The organism is Paenibacillus sp. UMB7766-LJ446, from assembly GCF_030226665.1.
GTDB lineage: Bacteria > Bacillota > Bacilli > Paenibacillales > Paenibacillaceae > Paenibacillus > Paenibacillus vandeheii.
In genome coordinates this window covers 290,099-309,801 of the sequence record NZ_JASOYM010000003.1, presented here as the reverse complement: position 1 = coordinate 309,801, position 19,703 = coordinate 290,099, and the positions used below count along the sequence as shown (strand labels likewise).

Here is a 19,703-nt window from a genome sequence, read left to right as displayed (position 1 = left end):
GCATACATAGGAGGGCCAAGCATGTCGTTACAATTCGATGAAGGAACATACACCGTAACCCGGCGTACCGATTCCATTCGCCTGCTCGCAAAGGAATTTGCGCTGCTGCATTTTCTGTATGAGAACAAGGAAAAAGCCTTTACTCGCAGTCAACTGCTGGACCGGGTATGGCCCTTGGAATATCCGGTCGAACGTACTGTGGATGATCACGTGTACCGTCTGCGCAAGAAACTGAAGCGTTGGGAAGAAATTGCAGTGGAGACCGTGCGCGGTTATGGTTACAGGCTTAATATTCGAGCTAATATGGCGATACTGCCCTCTAACCCTTCCGCACAAGATCAGGAGATGCGAGAAGTAATCCATGGCTTGTTCCGCAAATATCATCTGTACGGGCAGGGGAAATCAATGCTCACGCTGCTGGATCAGCAAGAAGCGCTGGGCATTGAGGTTGATTCATTCTATCAGCTGTACATCCATTTTATTGTGGGAGATCTGGAATGGCTGATTACAACGACGGAAATTCCTTTGGAGGAACGTTTGTATTGGCTGCTGATTTTTATACATGCCCTGATTGAACCCTCGGAGAGTTTGCTATTGTACGAAAAGGCTCTGAATTCATCCGCATTGTCTGCGGATCAGCATCGTGAACTTCGTATTCTGAACATTGTTGAAGTCTACGCAGAGGTGGGTCAGTATGAACGAGCCAAAGCCCGACTCATGGAAACATATCATGTAATGGAGAAAGATGAACTGGTCCATTTCATACTTCCGGTAAAGCTCTCAGAATTGTATGTGGAATTGTGGGGTGGCAGCGGCGAAGCGGTAGAGGATCAGATGGCTGTCCTGCGTTCCGGGTTGAAAGATGCGCCATACTTGCGGGAAATCGGACGTTTTCAGATTATGGAAGGCCTATGGTTGCTCAGACAGGGTCGAATACGTGAGGCAGAGCCAAGAATGGACGATGGTCTCGACGTATTGAAAATGACACTGAACGCACCACTATATCTTAATTCCGCTTACCAGATATTGTTGTTCATGGCACATCACCGGATAGAGGGGCGCCTTCAAAGCAAATACCGTCAAGTCCATGCGGAAATCTCCAAAAGTTACGGTGTGCCTGCTTATGGGCAGCAAATTTTGACCGAAATCTCCACTTTTTTATCCCCCTTTCCTCCAGCCTCTGATCTTCCTCTGATATAACGCCCTTATGATTACAGCCAAGGAACATACAAGCCAGCTAACAAGGCTGTAATCAAGGGAGGAAGCATAACGTATGACCGTCATTTCAAATGACCCCAATTCATCATCCATTCCGTCCAATGGTTCATCGAGAAGCCTATGGGCCAACTTCCGCTTCATGCGGATGTTTATTGCGTATGCGCTCGCGACCTTTGGAGATTGGTTTGACGCACTAGCCATCCAAGTAATGGTCGCTTATCGTTGGGGTGCTGATCCGCTGATCATTGCCCTTATTCCGGTATGTATGGCTGTTCCGGGTATATTGTTAGGTTCTGTTGCAGGGGCACTCGCCGATCGGCTGCATAAGGTGAAAATCATGATGATATGTGATGTGATCACCGTTCTGCTAACGATTGCTATTCTCTTCGCGCCAAGTGCGGGCTGGCTACTGCCACTGCTTGCTCTTCGGGCCATGATGGGCGTATTCCATGTGCCAGCCCAGCAGGCGTTGACACGTCAGGTAGTGGCAGAGGAACATCTGTTTCAGGCATCGTCGCTGAATGGTTTTGTGAACCAATGCTCCAAAGTGGCGGGACCGCTGCTGGGTGCAGTCATTCTGGCCGTATTTTCACCGCAAGTCTGTATTTTAATCAATGCTTGTACACGTTTGTTGTCCGGAGCTGTGTTATGGCCATTACGGCGTTTAACAGAGGAATCGGAACCATCTGAATCTGACGGAATTCCTTTGGGGTCGGCCGAGACCACGGAATCCCTGTTCACTCAATGGCAGAAAGGCTGGCGTTTTATCCATAAGAGTCGTACCCTTCTGAGTACAATTCTGTTTGGTTGTTTTGGATTAATGGCGATCCTCATGATCGATTATCAGTTTACAACACTATTTCGGGAGATCAAGCCGGGCAACGAAGCCCTGATCGGCTGGCTGGGATCATCTGCTGGAGCAGGTGCGGTTGTCATTATTCTATTGTTGAATCGGCTTCCTCGAATCGGGTATGGCTGGGGGCTGGGTGGAGGATATATGCTGATTGGTGCCGGAATTGGTGCGCTGGGCTGGATCGGTCCACACACGTCTGAGATCTGGGTCATCATATGGGGGCTCTGCATCGGGCTGGGCAATGGCCTGTTTATGGTGACGTTGAATTACCTGCTGCAAAAAGAAACCCCTCCTGCCTATGTAGGCCGTGTATTCGGTATTCAAAACTCGCTTTCCAGTGTCGTGCTGGTCGTTGCTCCACTTGCTGGCGGTGCCTTGATTCGGAGTGTGGGACCCAGTCCCACATTTCAATATATCGGCATGGCGACACTGGCCATTGGTGTGGCAGGCATGCTGCTGCAACGTATCTTATGGGAGGGGAAACAGCCGCATCCAGCAGAGTCGACTGGAGGAGAGCTTGGGCAAAAATCCGTCCGACAGCCGTGATATCGTTGTTGCGGTAAAAAGAAGAGGAACGATGAATAGCCGCTTTCGGACTTAACCGGAAGCGGCTGTTCCCATGGAATAGGGCAGTATATCATGCTTCCCACCAGGAGAAATAGGAAGTTGAGGCCATGAGTCCCCCCACAGTAAGAGAGCCGCTAACGGATAAATTAATGGACTGGCCTGGAGGAACCACGTAACGTCCTAACTCATTAGATAGAAATGGACCTACATGCGGCGAGTTGCTGTGCCGTGATTTGGGCCCATTCGAATCATTCCTTACGAATAACAGCACGAAAACAACGAATCGGCGTGCCGTACATGTCAGACCAGATGGCATCCTCGGGTTCATTCACACTGAGCTTGCCCTCGATTGTCAGCCCGGTGACAGCCATAATCGTCTCCAGCAGATCCGGGCGCATCTCGGGCACATCAAACGTGGCAATCAACCGTCCGTCCGGCTTCAGCACCCTGGCGAATTCGCGAAAGGCCCGCAGCATCGTGCCTGTATCCAGATGCTCCAACACGGAGATGCAGAATACGCTGTCAAACTTCTCGGATTCATACGGAAGCTGGGCCAGGTTGGCCTGCGCAAGATGTAATCTGTCCAGGCTCGATTCTGGCAGGTCACGTGCTGCCTGCTCGCCAAAATCAGAAGCGATATCCAGCCGGATTGCTTCTCTGGACAAAATGCGTTCATCCCAATCACAGGCATGGACTTCCCGGCAGTACTCTGCCAGCCAAAATTTGAAGGGATGGGATATACCACAGGCGGCGTCGAGTACGACGTGCTCCTGACGTGCAAACTGGCGCGCCCATTCGTATTCATACGGACGGCTCCACCACGCAGGATGCAGTTGAAAGACCAATGTATCCGTTTTGGGGTCACCCTCCCGAATGTATCTTGATTCCATGAAATCCGTTGCATTTGGCGTATCCATCATCCCCGAATTCCCTCCTTTAATCCTGCTTCTGCCAGAAAAGATTCCAATACCGTACTCCACCTGCTCCGCCAATGGGATATGTCGTAAGACAGCGCCGTCTCACGGGCATAGATACCCAGCCGCTCCCGCTCGGCTCTGTCCTGAACGAGACGCACCAGCGCGGCGGTCAGCGCTTCTTCACCTGGAGGTACCAGCAGCCCGTTGAAGCCGTCCTGAATCAGATCATTCAGCCCGCCAACATTGGAAGCAACGACCGGAAGCCCGCAGCTCATCGCCTCCAGACAAGCGTAGGATGTTCCTTCCGAGAAGACGGTCGGAATCACAGCGATATCTGCCTGATGGTAGGCCTCGCGGATATCCCGAAAATCATACGTGCGATGTTTGATTCGGTCTGCATGAGGGTGCGTACGATGCCAATAACGGAAGGATCTACCTACCGTGCTGCCTTCAATCAGTTCTCCGGCAAATTCGACCTCCAGGTCGGGAAAAGCACCGAGTAGTCGGTCAGCTGCCAGCATCATTGGAATAATGCCCCGATCCATACTGATGCGGCGTGGATACAGAATGCGCAGGGGACGCGGAGGGTTCCCATGAATTGCAGCGGTTGTATCTTCGGCCTGCTTCTTCAAATATTCATCCGTCAGCTCATTAGGCTGCCGACCAGCCCCGTTCTGTCTGATATCCCCCGAGTCCAGTTCCTCAGCGATTACGGTCACCTCGGATCGATCCGTCCGTAATACGCCGTCTCCATCGTTTCTTTTCCTGACGAATGATGCAGCATTCAACCCGGAGATGATGGCTCCAGCATGATCTTCATAGCTCGCAAGATCTTTCTTCCATGCAGCCAGCCACTCCTCTTCCTGTTCATGCTCGAACGTACGCCTTGGCGGAGCAGGCGTGAAGTAGGAGGTATCCACTGCATTGGGAATGAGTACAACCTGACCAGGATCGGTAAACGTACAAGCAGCACGGCAAAAGGTCTGAAAATGCGAATCCACCGACACAATGCGTACAAGCCCATCCAGTGCCAGCTGGATATGCTCAGCAACTTGCTGCTTGGTTTCGAGCGGCAGCGCAGGACGATCCCAGTTAATCCCGTGGCAGATGCCGAGGCTGCCCGGCTTGTAAGCAATGGGCTGCCACAGGCAGCTTGCATAGATTACAGGTCCCCGTGCTGCTGCGGCCATTCGGGCAAAAGCTTCAGGCACATCATTCATATCGTAGGCATATCCATATACATCAATCTGTTCCGTGCGAGTCTGGAATTCTTCAAAATAGGACAACTGATGAACCTCGGGAATGTGTCCCAATCCGCGGATTACGCTGCACAAATCAAGGACGTATCGCTCCAGCCCGCCCCCGAACACCCGGCTGAACTCACGGTTATATCCATCGGTGAAGCTGTGTGTCAATATGCTGACCACGCCCATCTCACCGCTCCTCCTTCCACGGAATCAGTCGGGGCTCCGGATCAAGAATCGATTCATAGTGCTCCAGGCTGCCCCACTCGCCGTGTGGATCCATTCGTTTATAACGCAAGTATTTCCGAACCCGATCCTCCAGACTTCCTGCCCAGCCAAGATGCTGAACCTTCAACTCCGTGCTGATTCCGGGCAATACGGTGCAGGGCAAGGGAAGGCGAGGTACATGATGATTTTGCTGCGGATAAAAGTAGGGATAACCCGGCATATAACGGACCAAGGAAGCGGTATGCCGTCGGTGAAGCCCCCAAAGATCATCTTCCCGATAGTGGGTTCGGCCGCCCCACATATCGTAGAAACGGAAAGCAATCCAGTCCGAATGATCCTGGTTAATCAGAGCGCGTATCGCTTTCTTGGCTTCCGCACTGTACAGCTCATCGGCATCGACCGAGAGCAACCAGTCCGGCGAGGTTCCTGCCGCTGCCTGCCACAGAGCGTTACGTAAGCGCCATTCCTCCGCAAATAACGGCTTTTCCAATACTTCCAGGCGAACGACCTTTGGATAGGCGCTGCATATATCTGGTGTTCCATCTGTGCTGGCATCGTCCACAATGACGATCTCATCCACGAATTCACTCAGATCATCCAGCACTTCCTCCAGATATCGTCCGCGCTCGTTACGCACCTGTAGCATGGCGGTCAGTTTATTGTCTTGACTTTTACGAACCCGACGAACGGAAAACGGCTCTCTGAATAGGCCTGTATCCTTGTGCTTTACAGCATCCTGATTTCCTGGGTGCTCTGTGCTATATCTTTGATGGGTTTCACTTCGGATATCCAACGGACTCAGCGCATTTTCCAGATGGTTATCGCCAGTTTCCAGTGGCTCAGCGTGTAGCGATTCCTGCGTTTCAGTTGGAGTATGCCTTATTTCGGATCGTATATCCCTATGCACCATCGGTCCATTCACATGTTGTCTTCGTTTCTTCGGGTCCAGCATCATTATGGCACCTCCCCCAGCAATTGCTGGACGGCATGATCCAGCAGCTCCATCTCGACGATCCGGGCAAGAGCATCTTCATCCTCCAGCGCCATCTCCAAAAATTGTCTCACCGCTCCGTGCCGTTCTCCGCCCAGAGCCAGTGCTAGACCCGATAACTGCCGATAGTCCTGTCGGCTGGCATTATCCTGAATATCCACTGTGTGCACCAAATCCAATGCATCTTCCACACGCCCAGTCTCCTGATAGATACGAAATTTCCAATGTCGTGCCGTTTCGCCGCCAAGTTCATCCAAAATGTGCAATGCGTTTCCGTAATCATCATTCAGACGCAGCAGTTCAGCCTGGACGAGCTGGTTCTCCCCGGCCTCCAGCCAGCGGCAGAGCTGTTCATAATGGTGTCGTTCCTGCTCGTTGCCAGCGCTGATTCCATACACCTGCAACGCATTCTCGATTTCCCCGGTCCTCGCATGAATAGCGGATAGGAATCGATAGTGGGAGCTCACACAATCATTGCGGCCGTTTAATACTGCGTGGGAGAAGGCCTCCTTGAGCGAAGCGGCCGCTCTGGAATCTTCGAGCACATATTCATAGGCGGCCAGCAAAAAGGAAATCGTCTCATGCGCTCCTGCTTTGGATCGAAGCTGACGATAGAAGTCGGCGCGCACACTGCATTGCAGCTGGGTAACCGTATCCTGAACACCCGAGAGGGTCTGTCGCAGCGCATGCAAGAATAGCAGTTCATAGTCCCGGAGAGGCACTTCGAGATCATCCTTTTGCATGACACCAGCAGGAGAGGTATCTTCTCCATTTAGCCAGATAGCACGTACACCCTGGAATACCAGCTTCATATAGCGTGTTTCTGAAGTGGTGCCCACCAGATCGGCGATTCCGACCAGTCTTGAAATGCAGCTTTCCCACAAGGGGGACTCCGCTTCTTCACCAACCGGCTCGGGAAGAAGTACAATACAAAGCTCCGGATTGAGCGAGGCTGTGGCGGTCAGCCAGTAGGGATGAGCAACCACTGCAACCGTTCGGGGCTCCTGCAACAATTGTTCAGCTTCGGGAAGTGTGATGACAGTTATACTCGCAGGCATATCCTCGGAGCGCTCCAGGCTGCTGACATAGTAGACAGGCCCTTCCGCGACCATCAGAGCAGCGATGTCTGGATAGGGAAAAGCAGACCACCCGCCCTTTCGGGGGAAAAAAACATAACGAAAGGCAGGCAGAGCCGTACTTGATTCTGCATCTACCCCGTGATACGGCTCCGCGTCCGGGATTGAAGACAACTCTTCCATCAATAAATCACCTCACTTGAATTGCATTTTTGTCCGTTCAAGAATTGAAGCAACGTCATCGGAGATTTTTGGATCGTCGTTGCTTTGAATAATATCAATGAAACCAATGGTTCAATATGTAATGCCTTTTTTGCACAGTGTATTTTATGCCTGACACTAACATATGGGCGTTGCGTCCCAAACATGAGCATCTTCCGCGAATAGAGGAAGCTGGCAAGCCCAAAGATTAGGCTTAATTTTTTCTATTGTGTGACCATCGTCACTTTTTTTTGCTGTCATGGCAGGGTTTGTGATAATTGTCACATGTATAAAATAGTCTATCTGGCACAATACGTTCATCAATACGTGTTTGGCTGACAGAAACTGAAGAAGGGGCTTCAATGCCAAATACGAAAACTGCGAAGGAACAGAAAGAAGGGGTAACGGTATGGATCCGATCATGTTATCGCGTATCCAATATGCGCTCACAACGATTTTCCATTTCTTTTTTGTGCCGCTGTCCATCGGTCTTGTGCTGCTGGTAGCGATTATGGAGACGTTGTACGTAGTGAAGGGTAAGGAAGTTTACAAAACGATGGCCAAATTCTGGGGCAAATTGTTCCTGATTAACTTTGCTGTCGGTGTGGTCACAGGCATTCTGCAAGAATTCCAGTTCGGCATGAACTGGTCGGAGTACTCCCGCTTTGTTGGGGACGTATTTGGTGCGCCACTGGCTGTGGAAGCCCTGCTGGCGTTTTTTATGGAGTCTACCTTTATTGGACTCTGGATTTTCGGATGGGATCGTTTGTCCAAAAAAGTGCACTTGGCCTGTATCTGGCTGGTATTTGTCGGCACATTCCTGTCTGCGCTCTGGATTCTGGCAGCCAATTCATTCATGCAGCATCCGGTTGGCTTCGAGATTAATAATGGCCGTGCCGAGATGAATGATTTCTTTGCACTGATTACCAATGGTCAACTGCTGGTGGAGTTCCCGCACACGATTTTTGGTGCCTTGATGACAGGTGCATTTGTGGTAACCGGCATTAGTGCATACAAGCTGATGAAGAAGCAGGATGTGGAGATTTTCCGCAAATCATTTAACATTGCCATTATTATTGGCCTGGTTTCCTCGTTGGGGGTTGCTTTCTCGGGTCACTTCCAGGCGCAATATTTGGTGGAGACGCAGCCGATGAAAATGGCTGCCAGTGAAGGAACATGGACGACGACGGAAGACCCTGCACCATGGACGGTGGTAGCCTTTATCGATCCGAACAAACAGGAGAATTCCGGCGAGATCAAGATCCCTGGATTACTCAGTTATCTGTCCTATAGTAAGTTCTCCGGCAGTGTCAAAGGCATGAAAGAACTGCAAGCGGAGTACGAGCAAACGTATGGACCAGGCGACTATATTCCACCAGTCCGGACGACATTCTGGAGCTTCCGTATCATGATTGCTGCGGGTGGATTGATGATTTTGCTGGCTATATACGGTACATTCCTGACGATGCGCCGGAGGTTGGAGGGAGCAGGCAAGTGGTTTATGCGTCTGATGGTGTTCGCCATCTCCCTGCCGTTTATCGCCAATACGTCAGGCTGGATTATGACTGAGGTAGGAAGGCAGCCTTGGACGGTATTCGGCTACATGACGACTGCAGCCGGGGTATCCCCGAACGTAAGCGCAGGACAGATTTTGTTCTCCACCATTGCGTTTACAGCAGCTTATACGGTTCTCGGCATTGTGATGGTTTATCTGTTCGTTCGTGAAATCAAGGCCGGGCCATATGCAGTCGAAAAGCCGGAGGAGCATGATGAATCGGCCGATCCGTTCGGCGTGGATGGGGGTTATTCTGTTGTCACTAAGTGAGTTGTGGTTTTTACTGATTGCCGTCTTGTTTGTTGGTTTTTTCTTTCTGGAAGGTTTTGATTTTGGTGTGGGCATGTCTACTGCAATAATCGGCAAAACGGATCGTGAACGTCGTACGCTGATCAACTCGATCGGTCCGTTCTGGGATGGCAATGAGGTTTGGCTGATTACGGCGGGGGGTGCAATGTTTGCTGCCTTCCCGCACTGGTATGCCACGCTGTTCAGCGGTTTTTATCTGCCGCTGGTGGTGGTGCTGCTGGCCTTGATCGGCCGCGGAGTTGCCTTTGAATTCCGCAGCAAGATGAGACATGAACGCTGGCGCAAAACTTGGGACATCATCATCGTAGTCTCCAGTGCGTTACTACCGTTCTTGTTCGGGGTTGTTTTCGCTACCTTAATGAAAGGCCTGCCTATTGATGCGCAGATGCAGCTTCGCCCCGGCTTCCTGGACATCGTCAATCCGTATACGGTGGTAGGTGGGTTGAGCGTGACGTTGTTATGTCTGGTCCATGGTCTGCTGTTTGCTTCATTACGAACCGTTGGAGATCTCAGAGAACGTGCCCTGAATACAGCTAAAAAGTTGATGCTGCCGCTGGCCGCGATCCTCGCGATCTACGCTGTGATGACATACTTCATGACGGATGTGTTCGCTGTGCGCGGCTGGGCACTCTGGATTATGGTTGTCCTGGGTGCTGCTTCATTGGGTTTGGCGGCTTACTTCGTGCGCCAGAAACGTGAAGCCTGGGCCTTCGGCATGACGGGAGCCGTGATTGCAATCGCGTTTGCTTCCGTATTCATCGGTCTGTTCCCAAGAGTCATGGTGAGTTCAATGGGTTCGGCGTTTGACCTGACGGTCTACAATGCTTCATCCGGTGCATATTCGCTGAAAGTGATGACAATTGTAGCTTGTACGCTGCTTCCGTTTGTACTCGGCTATCAGATCTGGAGTTATTACATTTTCCGCAAACGTCTGAACGATCAGCATCACCTGGAGTACTGAGATGGGACGGGGGCTGCTGAAGCTGCCGGGTATCCGGCCGGTACTCGCGTTGGCCTCAATGCTGGTGCTGTTGCAGGCGATGACGATTATTATGCAGGCCAAATGGCTGGCACAGGCCATCACGGCATTATTTGAAGGTTCAACCGTAACGGAGCAGTACCCAGTGCTGCTGTGGTTCCTGGCCGCTTTTGCCGCCCGCTATGCCATCTCTTTCTGGTTGCAGCTCATCGCTTCGCGATATGCGGAGAAGACAGGAAACGATCTGCGCCAGCAGATGGTGCAGCAGTGGTTTCGGCTGGGGCCGCGTTTTGCCAAAACGGAGGGAACAGGGCACCTGGTAACGCTGGCGCGCGAAGGAACAGCCCAGTATAAGACGTATCTGGAACTGTTTATTCCTCGAATGCTGGGGATGGGATTCACGCCAATCGTTATTCTGTTGTACGTCTTCAAGCTGGATATGATGTCCGGGGTGATTTTGACGCTGACGCTGCCCATCCTGATCGTGTTTATGATTCTGGTGGGTTTGGCTGCACAGCGGAAGATGGATGGACAGTTCAAGTCCTACAAAGCGCTGGCGAACCATTTTGTGGATACGCTGCGTGGATTGGAGACACTGAAAACACTGGGACAGAGCGGCAGACATGGAGAGACAATTATTCGGGTCAGCCAGCGTTATCGTAAGGCTACGATGTCTACCCTGCGCATGGCTTTTCTGTCCTCTTTCGCACTCGATTTCTTCACCATGCTGTCGGTGGCTTCGGTGGCGGTTGGGTTGGGGCTGCGGCTGACGGAAGGGCATATGCTCCTTGGGCCGGCGCTGACTGTACTTATTCTCGCACCCGAATACTTCCTGCCTGTACGAATGGTAGGGGCAGATTACCACGCCACATTGGATGGCAAAGAGGCCGGGGAAGCGATCAGTCAGATGATTGAACGAGGGAAATTGGCCGAACGTAAGCAAAAGGAAGAATACACGAGTGCTGTTCTGCATGATGTGTCAGAAAAGAACGGGAAATCCTCTTTGCCTGAGCCTTTTTCTGGCCTAAGCGATGTGCCTCCATCCACCATACGGGTGGTTTTGCGTGAGGTAAGTGCTCGGAGCGGCGTCGCTCCTTCCTCATCCAAACCGTTCTGGGAGGCGACTTGTAGAGTAGCGCTCACCAACGTACAGGTGCGGCATGAGGAAGATGGGCCATGCTCGCTGAATGATGTTACATTTCAGGTTTCCGGTCTTGGCAAAGTAGGCATTATTGGAGCCAGCGGAGCAGGGAAATCAACCTTGATTGATGTATTGGCAGGCTTCCAGCCACTTACTTCAGGCCAAATCTTATACAACGGCCAGCCCTTATCTCCAGAGATGATGGAGGATTGGCGCAAACAAACGGCTGCTATCCCGCAGCATCCATACATTTTCAGTGGCAGTCTGGCGGATAACATTCGATTCTATATGCCGGAAGCTTCGGATGCGGAGGTGGCAGAAGCCATTCACGCAGCTGGTTTGCATAAGCTTGCTTCCTCATTGCCGAATGGGTTGCAGGAGCTGATTGGGGCCGGGGGAAGGCAGCTCAGCGGCGGGCAGGAACAGCGGGTGGCTTTGGCGAGAGCCCTGCTTAGTGCGCGCCCGATTCTCCTACTGGATGAGCCGACCGCTCATCTGGATGTGGAGACCGAGTATGAACTGAAACAGACGATGCTGCCGCTGTTTGAGGGCAAGCTGGTGTTTCTGGCAACACATCGACTGCACTGGATGCCCCATATGGACAGGATAATCGTAATGGATGGCGGCACGGTTGCAGAGACAGGAACACATGAGGAATTGTTGGCACGACAAGGCGTATATTACCAGATGATTCAGGCCCAGATGGAGGCGGTATGAGATGAAAGCCGGATACGAGCAGACAGAAACAGCCCATAGCGGGAGCGAAAAGAATAGTTGGATCACTCCGTACGTGGCACAGTACCGCTGGAGATTGGTGGCAGTCATTGCGCTGGGGTTATGCGCTACGCTATGTGCTGTCATGCTGCTCTTCACCTCCGGGTTTCTGATCTCCAAGTCAGCGCTCCGTCCTGAAAATATTTTGATGGTATATGTACCGATTGTGGGTGTTCGTGCATTTGGGATTTTCCGTGCCGTATTCCGGTATGTCGAACGTCTGGCCGGACATGATGCCGTTTTGCGTGTGCTTGCGGATCAGCGCGTGAAGCTGTATCGGATTTTGGAGCCGCAAGCACTGTTTCTGCGCTCCCGCATGCAGACAGGAGACGTACTTGGTGCTCTCGCAGAGGACGTGGAACGACTGCAGGATATTTACCTGCGTACGGTGTTTCCGGCGGTTACGGCGCTCGTGATGTACGGTGGAGCTGTTGTAGCTTTTGGCAGCGTTGATCTGGGGTTTGCACTGTGGATGGGTTTATATATGCTTTTTCTGGTGGCCGTGCTGCCTGACATCTCACTCCGTGTGACGTGGAAATTGCGGGTGCGACTGAAGCGGGAGAATGCTAAATTGTACACTCGGCTGACAGATGGTGTGCTTGGCCTTGGGGATTGGGTAGCGAGTGGACGAGCCGCTGAATTTGTACGTCGGCAGGGAGAGGCAGAAGGACAGGCAGATATTATTCAGCTCCGATTACGGCAATGGACGCGCTGGCGTGATCTGTTAGCTCAGTGCGTGATTGGATTAATGGTCGTATCCGTGACGTTATGGGCGGGAAGTTCGGCTTCTGCCGGGCAGCTGCCTGCGGTCATGATTGCTGCATTTGTGTTGGTGCTGTTTCCACTCACGGAAGCATTGCTGCCCGTAGGCGATGCCGTAGAGCATATCCCGCAGTATCGTGAATCGCTGGAACGATTGCAGCACTTGGAAGGTGAAGAGCATACGCCAGAACAGTCTGGAATTGAAGAAGTGAATGCAGCAGCCAGAGTGAAAGAGGATATGACCTCAGGTGTATCAGGCAGCAATTCGGTAGCTGGACAGCAGCCGGGTTCTCTGGAGCACACGGAGAGTGTATCGGATCGACGTATTCGCTTGCGTATTCCGCCCAGGCTGCGAGCTGATATTCAGATCGATCGGGTGAGTTATCGTTATACGGCAGATGCCCCTATTGCGGTGCAGGATGTATCTCTTCATCTTCCTCAGGGCAAACGCTTGGCTATTCTCGGTCGAAGTGGCGGAGGGAAGTCGACCCTTCTGAAGCTGATTCAGGGCGCGTTGCTTCCATCCGCCGGGAACGTGTTAATCAATGATCTTCCGGTACAAACGCTAGGCGAGAATGTACCGGATGTCATTGCGGTGCTGAATCAAAGCCCACATTTATTTGATACGACGGTAGCCAACAACTTGCGAATTGGCCGTCCGCATGCAACAGACGAGGAGATCCAGCGAGTGGCCGCGCAAGTAGGTCTATCCGATCTCATTGAATCTTTACCGCAGGGGTACGATACTCCGATGCTGGAGACCGGTCTTCGTTTCTCAGGTGGAGAAAGACAGCGGATTGCGCTGGCCCGGGTACTGCTTCGCGAAACGCCTGTCGTTATTTTCGATGAACCGACCGTAGGCCTTGATCCTGTGACGGAACGAGCGCTCATGCGAACCATTCTGGACAGCATGCAGGGCAAAACGATGATCTGGGTCACCCATCACCTGATGGGAGCGGAACGGATGGATGAAGTTATTTTTATGGAAAATGGACAGATTACCATGCAGGGTTCTCACGAACAATTGCTGGCTCGGGAAGAGCGCTACCGCCGTCTGATCGAACTCGATCGACCGGGATGGGTAGATGGACAGAAACCTGCGGTTCCACTGTCATCTGTAGCCTCAAGATAAGAGCGAATATAACGCCCAGGTGAAGACAGGGGCGGGTATCTGATAGGGTAGAGTGCGTAGACAGAGGTTTGTGCACGACAAGATAGCTACTCCGTTAGAAGGTTAATTCGCTTCGTTAGTGACATAGTAAGAGACGAGCCACAGAATCAGGGGCTCGTCTCTTTTGTTTGCAACCTTATGTTGTAACGTTTGTTTCTAACATTTACATCTCCACCAGCATCAAAATAATGGACGAGAGGCAAAGGCAGGTGCTGATGAGATACAGGACCCCAACTACCTGTTTGTGATTCAGACCAGCACGCAGCAAGCGATAATGTGCTTGACTCGCATCTGCCTGATAGATGGCTTTGCCTTGGATGAAACGTTTGATGACCACGAAAATATTGTCGAAGATCGGCACGCCGAGTGCCAAAATCGGGATGAAAATGGACAGCATGGTCGCTTGTTTGAATGCACCGTCCAGGGCGATTACCGCCAGGATAAAGCCGAGAAACGTAGCCCCTGCATCTCCCATGAACACCTTAGCGGGAGCTTTGTTATATTTCAGATAACCAAGGGTTACACCAACCAGCGTAATGGCCATGAGGGCAGAATCCGTTTGTCCTTTGGTCATTGCAACGATGAACAATGTAATGGCCGAGATAGCGGACAAACCGCCTGCCAGCCCATCCATGCCATCCGTGAAGTTAATGACTGTCGTCACACCGAAGATCCACAGGATCGTCAGAATGAATTGCAGCCAGATCGGGAGCATGATGTATTCGGAGTTGAAGGGATTCACGAATCCCGTGAATGCAATGCCGGAAGCAAATACGAGCACGGCCGCCGAGACCTGAATAATCATCTTGGGCAGGGCAGGGAAGTCTTTGCCTTTGGTTTTGTACCAGTCATCGACTGTGCCAATCGTTAACAGCAGCATACCGCCAGCGACCAAGGCCGCCGTTTCCCATGAAATTTCTTTCGTCAGAACAATGTATGTCAGGAAGAATCCAGTAAATATCGCGTAACTCGCCGTCAGTGGAATGGGCTGCCTGTGCAGCTTGCGCTCCACGTCTTGCCGGGGCTTGTCCACAAAATCGAGCCGATGTGCCAGTCGACCAAGCGGCGGAATAAGCAGAACCACGACAGCAAAAGACAGCATAAAAGCCAGTATGTATACCATAAATTCGCTTGATTCACTCCTATCTAGCAATTTCCCCCTATTATACGAGCTAAACAGGAAATCTGTCGATGTCATTATTGTAACCTAAGCTTGATTCAAACTTGTACGAGAGCCAAATTTAGCTTAGAGTCTCTGTGGCAGATAGGAGCCGAAGATAGCAATTGTGGTATCATTCCTCGTTACTATTCAGAATCAGTTCAACAAGACCGGGAAAACGGGTGTTCAAATCGTCCTTACGCAAAGAGTAAAAATGTTGTTTGCCTTCAATGCGAGGCTGGATAAGGCCTGCTTCACGCAGGATTTTAATGTGATGAGACAACGTTGATTTGGAAATATGGTCTACTTCGAAGGCGGAGCAGTTTTTCTCGCCAGAGCTGGCCAGACAGTGTGCAATTTTCATCCGTACCGGATCACCGAGTGCGTTGCAGACCGTGGTCAGATTCAATTCCGAAGCCATAGGTATCGTTGGAGTTTTCATATCTATGACGGTAGCATATTCGACAATCTCTTTCAATGTTAGATTTTTTTCGAACTGAGGGTTGTTCTGGGAATGGAAAGTGTGATACATTTCATCTCAGTTGTTAGTTTGAAATTTTTCGAACTATATAATGCAAAAGCGGATTGTATACTTTTAGGAGGACTATAAATGAGCACAACAAGCACAACGACAATGTTAAACAACTATTTCCGTTTATTTGACGCTTCCCGTACGGACGAACGTGCAATGCAGGATCTGTTATCCCTGTTTACACCGGATGCAGAGATTGTGCTGAACGGCACCAGCAGAACAGGTTTCGATGGTTTTATGAAGGCATTTTACGAATACAATAGCGATGTGAAACACATGTGGGATCGTTGGGAGCTTCAACCGGACGGCAGCTACCAGACGAACTGGGCCGTATGTGGGCAAGCGGCAGATGGTACCGTATATGCCAAAACAGGCATCGATATTGCTCGTGTGGATGAGGCGGGGCAGATTGTATATTTGGAAAATGTGCAGTCCGATAAGGATGCATTCAGTAAATATAACCAGTAATGCTTATATCTAATTATAGAACAACAGGTGCCCTCTAAATGTTCAGAGGACACCTGTTCTTTTTCCTTAATTCCTGTAGTGATAAGTGTAATCTTGATTCATTCGTTTCAATTTCCAGCAGCTCACTTCTGCATCGTTTTGTTCTGAAAAGCAGCGATATCAGCATACTCCTCTTCAAACTTACGGGAGATGCGGATGAAGATCGGGAGCAGCTCGCGATAGACGCGAACGCTATCCGGGTCTGGCTGATGCCGATGGGTCGATCCAATCATGCCTGAGACGGCACTGAGGGAATCGATGCGGCCAAGGGCATAAAGCCCCAGTACGGCTGCCCCGAGGCAGGAGCTCTCGATACTTTCGGGAATGATGACATCCTGATCGAAAATATCAGCCATCATCTGGCGCCATAGCTCAGAGCGGGCGAAGCCGCCTGTGGCCTGGATCTTTTTCGGACGACCGATTTTTTCTTCAATCGCTAACATGACGGTGTACAGATTAAACAAGACACCTTCCAGAGCAGCGCGGATCATGTGCTCCTTCTTGTGATGCAGCGTCAGGCCGAAGAACGAGCCGCGAGCATTAGGGTTCCAGAGTGGGGCCCGCTCACCCGTCATGTATGGATGGAACAACAGGCCTTCTGAGCCTGGCGGTACATTTTCGGCAACACGGGTCAATACCTCATATGGATCAATCCCAAGGCGTTTCGCGGTCTCTACCTCGGATGCTGCAAACTCATCCCGAATCCAGCGGAATATAACCCCGCCATTATTCACTGGACCTCCAATCACCCACGCATCCTCGGTGAGCGCATAACAGAAGAAGCGTCCTTTCGGATCGGTGACCGGCTTGTCCACAACGGTACGAATCGCTCCGCTGGTCCCGATGGTAACGGCTACGACGCCTGGATCAATGGCGTTTACGCCCAGATTGGAGAGCACGCCGTCACTTGCTCCGATGACAAATGGCGTCGTATCCGCAATACCCATCTCCTTGGCATATTCGGGATTTAAGCCTTTCTTGAGCAGATGAGTCGTCGGCACAAGGCGGGACAGGTGATTCGGAGTGATGCCTGCGACATGTAGTGCTTCCTCGTCCCAGTCGAGCTTTTCGAGATTCATTAATCCAGTGGCGGAGGCCATGGAATGGTCAATCACATATTCGGAAAATAGCTTATAAAATACGTATTCTTTCATTGAAATGAACTTGTGCGTCTGTTTGGACAGTTCCGGTTGATCTCGGGTCAACCACATGATTTTGGTCAGGGGTGACATCGGATGAATCGGTGTGCCTGTTCTCAAATAAATTTCGTGACCGTTCATTTCGGTTTTGAGTGCTTCCGTCCACTCGGCACTGCGATTGTCTGCCCATGTCATCGCCCTCATCAGCGGTTTGCCATGTTCATCGACAGGCAGAATGCTGTGCATGGCTGAACTGAACGAGACAAACAGAATTTCATCCGGTTTGATGCCCGCCTTGGAGGTCGCCTGTTTAACCGATTCGACGACGGCTTTGAAAATATCTTCCGCATCCTGCTCTGCAATCGCAGGAGTAGGGGTATACAGCGGGTAATCGGCACCGCCTTGAGCCACGATGGTTCCGTTCTCTTCAAACAGGACGGCCTTCGTGGAAGTGGTGCCGATATCTACGCCGATCATATAGGGTGAAGAAGCCATTTTGTCATCCCTCTTTCTTGAATATATAAGTTAAATGAATGCTGCTGTCTATTCATCCAACTTATATGGCATCTGTTATTTATCTATAGATAAGAATATCAGACTTAAGGGATGGATCAAAATGCGGCTGTCCCTAGTCCTTCACCGCCCCTGCGGCAATATCGGAGATAAACTGGCGGCTGATGAACAGGAACATCACGATCAGCGGAATAACAGCCAACAGTGTACCCGCGATAACCATCGCATAATCCGTATTGTACAGTCCATTCAATTGAGACAACGCAATCTGCAGTGTATACTTTCGCGCATCCGTCAAGACAATCAGGGGCCAGAGATAATCATTCCATACGCCAATAAACGTGAACGCCCCAAGGAAGGCAAAGGCAGGCCGCAGAATGGGCAATGCCACGTTCCAATAGAGCCGGAAGAAATTACAGCCATCGATTCGTCCGGCATCCAGCAGGTCATTCGGTATGGACTCCGTGGCATACTGGCGAATCCAGAAGATGCCGAAGGCGTTAACCATGCCCGGGATAATAAGGGCTTTGAAGGAACCGACCCAACCGAACGTCGCCATAAGCACGAAGGAAGGCACCAGCGACAGCTGGGAAGGCACCATCATGGTGGCGAGCAGCAGGACGAAGAGCCATTTTTTACCCGGAAACTCAAACTTCGCAAACGCAAACCCCGCCAATGAATCAAAAAACAGCACCAGTATCGTCACCAAGCCCGCCACAAACAACGTATTCATGAATGCGCCCCAGAAGTCAATCTGCTGTAGCACCCGACTAACATTGTTCCACAGTTCACCTCCGAACCAGAGCTGAGGTGGGAACTTGTAAATATCGGACGTCGTCCGGGTCGACATTACAATCAGCCAATAGAACGGGAACATGGAAATGAGCATGCCCCCGATAAGACCGGTATACAACACCAGCGATTTGAGAGATTTGGACGTCATGAGCGCTCCCCCCTTGTCACATCAGGATGACTTGCCTTGAACGAGCTTCCAGTTCACGATCGAGAACAGGGCGATGATGAGGAACATGCCCCAGCCAACCGCAGCACCATAGCCAAAGTAATTGTTAATGAACGATTCGCGGTAAAGGTACAATACAATGGTCATCCCGGCTGCACCTGCGCCGCCATCGTTGCCCACGAGAATTTGTGGTTCGGTGAATAGCTGCATGCCGCCGATTGTCGATGTGATGACGGTGAACAGAATGACGGGACGCAGCATCGGAATTGTAATGCGGAAAAAGGACTGTATCCCGGATGCGCCGTCAATCTTGGCAGCCTCGTACAATGTCTGGGGGATGCTCTGAAGTCCGGCCAGATAGATGACTGCGTTGTATCCCGTCCAGCGCCAGACAACCATGGAGGAGATCGCTACCTTAATGCCCCATGGTGCATTAAGCCATTCCACTACGGGAAGTCCGACGGACTGTAACAGGTAGTTGAGAAACCCGTAGTTGTTGGCAAAAAGGGCACCGAAGATAATGGCGACGGCCACGATGGACGTCACGTTTGGTAGGAAATAGCCCACGCGAAACAGGGTGCGGAATTTTACAAAAGGTGCATGCAGCAAGAATGCCACAATTAGGGCAAAGAACAGCATAGGAATGGTGGAGTAAATCCAGATCATGAACGTGTTGCCCACCGCTTGCCAGAATTCTGCATCAGTCAGCATATATTTAAAGTTGTTTAGTCCGTTATAGGTCATTACGCCAATGCCATCCCATTTGTGGAAGGCCAGATATAAGGAGAATCCGATAGGAAACAGTCCAAATACGGCAAACAGAATGTAAAACGGGGAGATCGCCACATAGAGTGCACGATGTTCCCACATCCGGGACAAGAGTGATTTCTGCCGATCCAAATCTGG

16 protein-coding genes are annotated in these 19,703 nt (G+C 51.1%); 7 read left to right on the top strand and 9 right to left on the bottom strand.

Annotation, left to right across the window (positions count from 1 at the left end; genetic code table 11):
- The first annotated feature begins 21 nt into the window (after window positions 1–21).
- A complete protein-coding gene (locus tag QP794_RS09435) occupies window positions 22–1,200 on the top strand; it encodes a winged helix-turn-helix domain-containing protein (protein ID WP_285075959.1) in 1,179 nt (392 codons plus the stop codon).
- 73 nt (window positions 1,201–1,273) lie between these two features.
- Window positions 1,274–2,617, top strand: coding sequence for an MFS transporter (locus QP794_RS09430; RefSeq protein WP_285075958.1), 1,344 nt, complete (start codon window positions 1,274–1,276; stop codon window positions 2,615–2,617).
- A 269-nt stretch (window positions 2,618–2,886) separates the two neighbouring features.
- Here the strand turns inward: QP794_RS09430 and QP794_RS09425 are convergent, their stop codons facing one another.
- The 4 genes from QP794_RS09425 to QP794_RS09410 are packed head-to-tail and all read right to left on the bottom strand — an operon-like array spanning window position 2,887 to window position 7,280.
- Complete coding sequence (locus QP794_RS09425; protein ID WP_285075957.1) at window positions 2,887–3,558, bottom strand: class I SAM-dependent methyltransferase; 672 nt, start codon at window positions 3,556–3,558, stop codon at window positions 2,887–2,889.
- Window positions 3,555–4,988, bottom strand: coding sequence for a glycosyltransferase family 4 protein (locus tag QP794_RS09420; RefSeq protein ID WP_285075956.1), 1,434 nt, complete (start codon window positions 4,986–4,988; stop codon window positions 3,555–3,557). The genes QP794_RS09425 and QP794_RS09420 overlap by 4 nt, the downstream gene beginning before the upstream one ends.
- A gap of 1 nt (window position 4,989) precedes the next feature.
- The gene (locus tag QP794_RS09415; RefSeq protein ID WP_285075955.1) at window positions 4,990–5,982 is read right to left on the bottom strand and encodes a glycosyltransferase; all 993 of its coding nucleotides are present in this window, start codon (window positions 5,980–5,982) and stop codon (window positions 4,990–4,992) included.
- Window positions 5,982–7,280 (bottom strand): tetratricopeptide repeat protein, encoded by a 1,299-nt coding sequence (locus tag QP794_RS09410; protein ID WP_285075954.1) that lies wholly within the window; start codon window positions 7,278–7,280, stop codon window positions 5,982–5,984. Before QP794_RS09410 ends, QP794_RS09415 begins: the two co-directional genes overlap by 1 nt.
- A gap of 424 nt (window positions 7,281–7,704) precedes the next feature.
- Here QP794_RS09410 and QP794_RS09405 point away from each other — a divergent pair, with 424 nt between their 5' ends.
- From QP794_RS09405 to cydC, 4 genes are read left to right on the top strand one after another with little or no spacing between them, the layout of a single operon-like run.
- Window positions 7,705–9,120: a cytochrome ubiquinol oxidase subunit I gene (locus QP794_RS09405; protein WP_285075953.1), complete on the top strand. Its 1,416-nt coding sequence runs from the start codon at window positions 7,705–7,707 to the stop codon at window positions 9,118–9,120.
- Entirely contained in the window at window positions 9,104–10,120 is a 1,017-nt protein-coding gene (gene cydB / locus QP794_RS09400; protein ID WP_285076469.1) for a cytochrome d ubiquinol oxidase subunit II, read from the top strand. Before QP794_RS09405 ends, cydB begins: the two co-directional genes overlap by 17 nt.
- A 1-nt stretch (window position 10,121) precedes the next feature.
- A complete protein-coding gene (cydD, locus tag QP794_RS09395) occupies window positions 10,122–11,996 on the top strand; it encodes a thiol reductant ABC exporter subunit CydD (RefSeq protein WP_285075952.1) in 1,875 nt (624 codons plus the stop codon).
- Window position 11,997: 1 nt separating this feature from the next.
- On the top strand, window positions 11,998–13,947 hold the full coding sequence (gene cydC / locus QP794_RS09390) for a thiol reductant ABC exporter subunit CydC (protein WP_285075951.1): 1,950 nt from the start codon (window positions 11,998–12,000) through the stop codon (window positions 13,945–13,947).
- Between the two features lie 202 nt (window positions 13,948–14,149).
- Here the strand turns inward: cydC and QP794_RS09385 are convergent, their stop codons facing one another.
- Entirely contained in the window at window positions 14,150–15,109 is a 960-nt protein-coding gene (locus QP794_RS09385; protein WP_053782675.1) for an MraY family glycosyltransferase, read from the bottom strand.
- A 169-nt stretch (window positions 15,110–15,278) separates the two neighbouring features.
- A complete protein-coding gene (locus QP794_RS09380) occupies window positions 15,279–15,587 on the bottom strand; it encodes an ArsR/SmtB family transcription factor (RefSeq protein ID WP_285075950.1) in 309 nt (102 codons plus the stop codon).
- A 168-nt stretch (window positions 15,588–15,755) separates the two neighbouring features.
- On the opposite strand from QP794_RS09380, the gene QP794_RS09375 reads away from it, so the two are divergent.
- On the top strand, window positions 15,756–16,145 hold the full coding sequence (locus QP794_RS09375) for a nuclear transport factor 2 family protein (protein WP_285075949.1): 390 nt from the start codon (window positions 15,756–15,758) through the stop codon (window positions 16,143–16,145).
- A 122-nt stretch (window positions 16,146–16,267) separates the two neighbouring features.
- On the opposite strand, the gene gntK is transcribed toward QP794_RS09375, so the two are convergent.
- The 3 genes from gntK to QP794_RS09360 form a co-directional block, all read right to left on the bottom strand.
- The gene (gene gntK, locus QP794_RS09370; RefSeq protein WP_285075948.1) at window positions 16,268–17,818 is read right to left on the bottom strand and encodes a gluconokinase; all 1,551 of its coding nucleotides are present in this window, start codon (window positions 17,816–17,818) and stop codon (window positions 16,268–16,270) included.
- Window positions 17,819–17,951: 133 nt separating this feature from the next.
- Window positions 17,952–18,779 carry a carbohydrate ABC transporter permease gene (locus tag QP794_RS09365; protein ID WP_285075947.1) on the bottom strand — a complete coding sequence of 276 codons (828 nt, stop codon included), beginning with the start codon at window positions 18,777–18,779 and terminating at the stop codon, window positions 17,952–17,954.
- 21 nt (window positions 18,780–18,800) lie between these two features.
- Window positions 18,801–19,667 (bottom strand): carbohydrate ABC transporter permease, encoded by an 867-nt coding sequence (locus tag QP794_RS09360; protein ID WP_053782902.1) that lies wholly within the window; start codon window positions 19,665–19,667, stop codon window positions 18,801–18,803.
- Window positions 19,668–19,703 lie beyond the last annotated feature (36 nt).

Coding starts and splice junctions, on each gene's coding strand:
- QP794_RS09435 (WP_285075959.1), top strand. CDS start 22: ATGTCGTTACAATTCGATGAAGGAACATACACCGTAACCCGGCGTACC.
- QP794_RS09430 (WP_285075958.1), top strand. CDS start 1,274: ATGACCGTCATTTCAAATGACCCCAATTCATCATCCATTCCGTCCAAT.
- QP794_RS09425 (WP_285075957.1), bottom strand. CDS start 3,558: ATGATGGATACGCCAAATGCAACGGATTTCATGGAATCAAGATACATT.
- QP794_RS09420 (WP_285075956.1), bottom strand. CDS start 4,988: ATGGGCGTGGTCAGCATATTGACACACAGCTTCACCGATGGATATAAC.
- QP794_RS09415 (WP_285075955.1), bottom strand. CDS start 5,982: ATGATGCTGGACCCGAAGAAACGAAGACAACATGTGAATGGACCGATG.
- QP794_RS09405 (WP_285075953.1), top strand. CDS start 7,705: ATGGATCCGATCATGTTATCGCGTATCCAATATGCGCTCACAACGATT.
- cydD (WP_285075952.1), top strand. CDS start 10,122: ATGGGACGGGGGCTGCTGAAGCTGCCGGGTATCCGGCCGGTACTCGCG.
- cydC (WP_285075951.1), top strand. CDS start 11,998: ATGAAAGCCGGATACGAGCAGACAGAAACAGCCCATAGCGGGAGCGAA.
- QP794_RS09385 (WP_053782675.1), bottom strand. CDS start 15,109: ATGGTATACATACTGGCTTTTATGCTGTCTTTTGCTGTCGTGGTTCTG.
- QP794_RS09380 (WP_285075950.1), bottom strand. CDS start 15,587: ATGAAAACTCCAACGATACCTATGGCTTCGGAATTGAATCTGACCACG.
- QP794_RS09375 (WP_285075949.1), top strand. CDS start 15,756: ATGAGCACAACAAGCACAACGACAATGTTAAACAACTATTTCCGTTTA.
- gntK (WP_285075948.1), bottom strand. CDS start 17,818: ATGGCTTCTTCACCCTATATGATCGGCGTAGATATCGGCACCACTTCC.
- QP794_RS09365 (WP_285075947.1), bottom strand. CDS start 18,779: ATGACGTCCAAATCTCTCAAATCGCTGGTGTTGTATACCGGTCTTATC.
- QP794_RS09360 (WP_053782902.1), bottom strand. CDS start 19,667: ATGTGGGAACATCGTGCACTCTATGTGGCGATCTCCCCGTTTTACATT.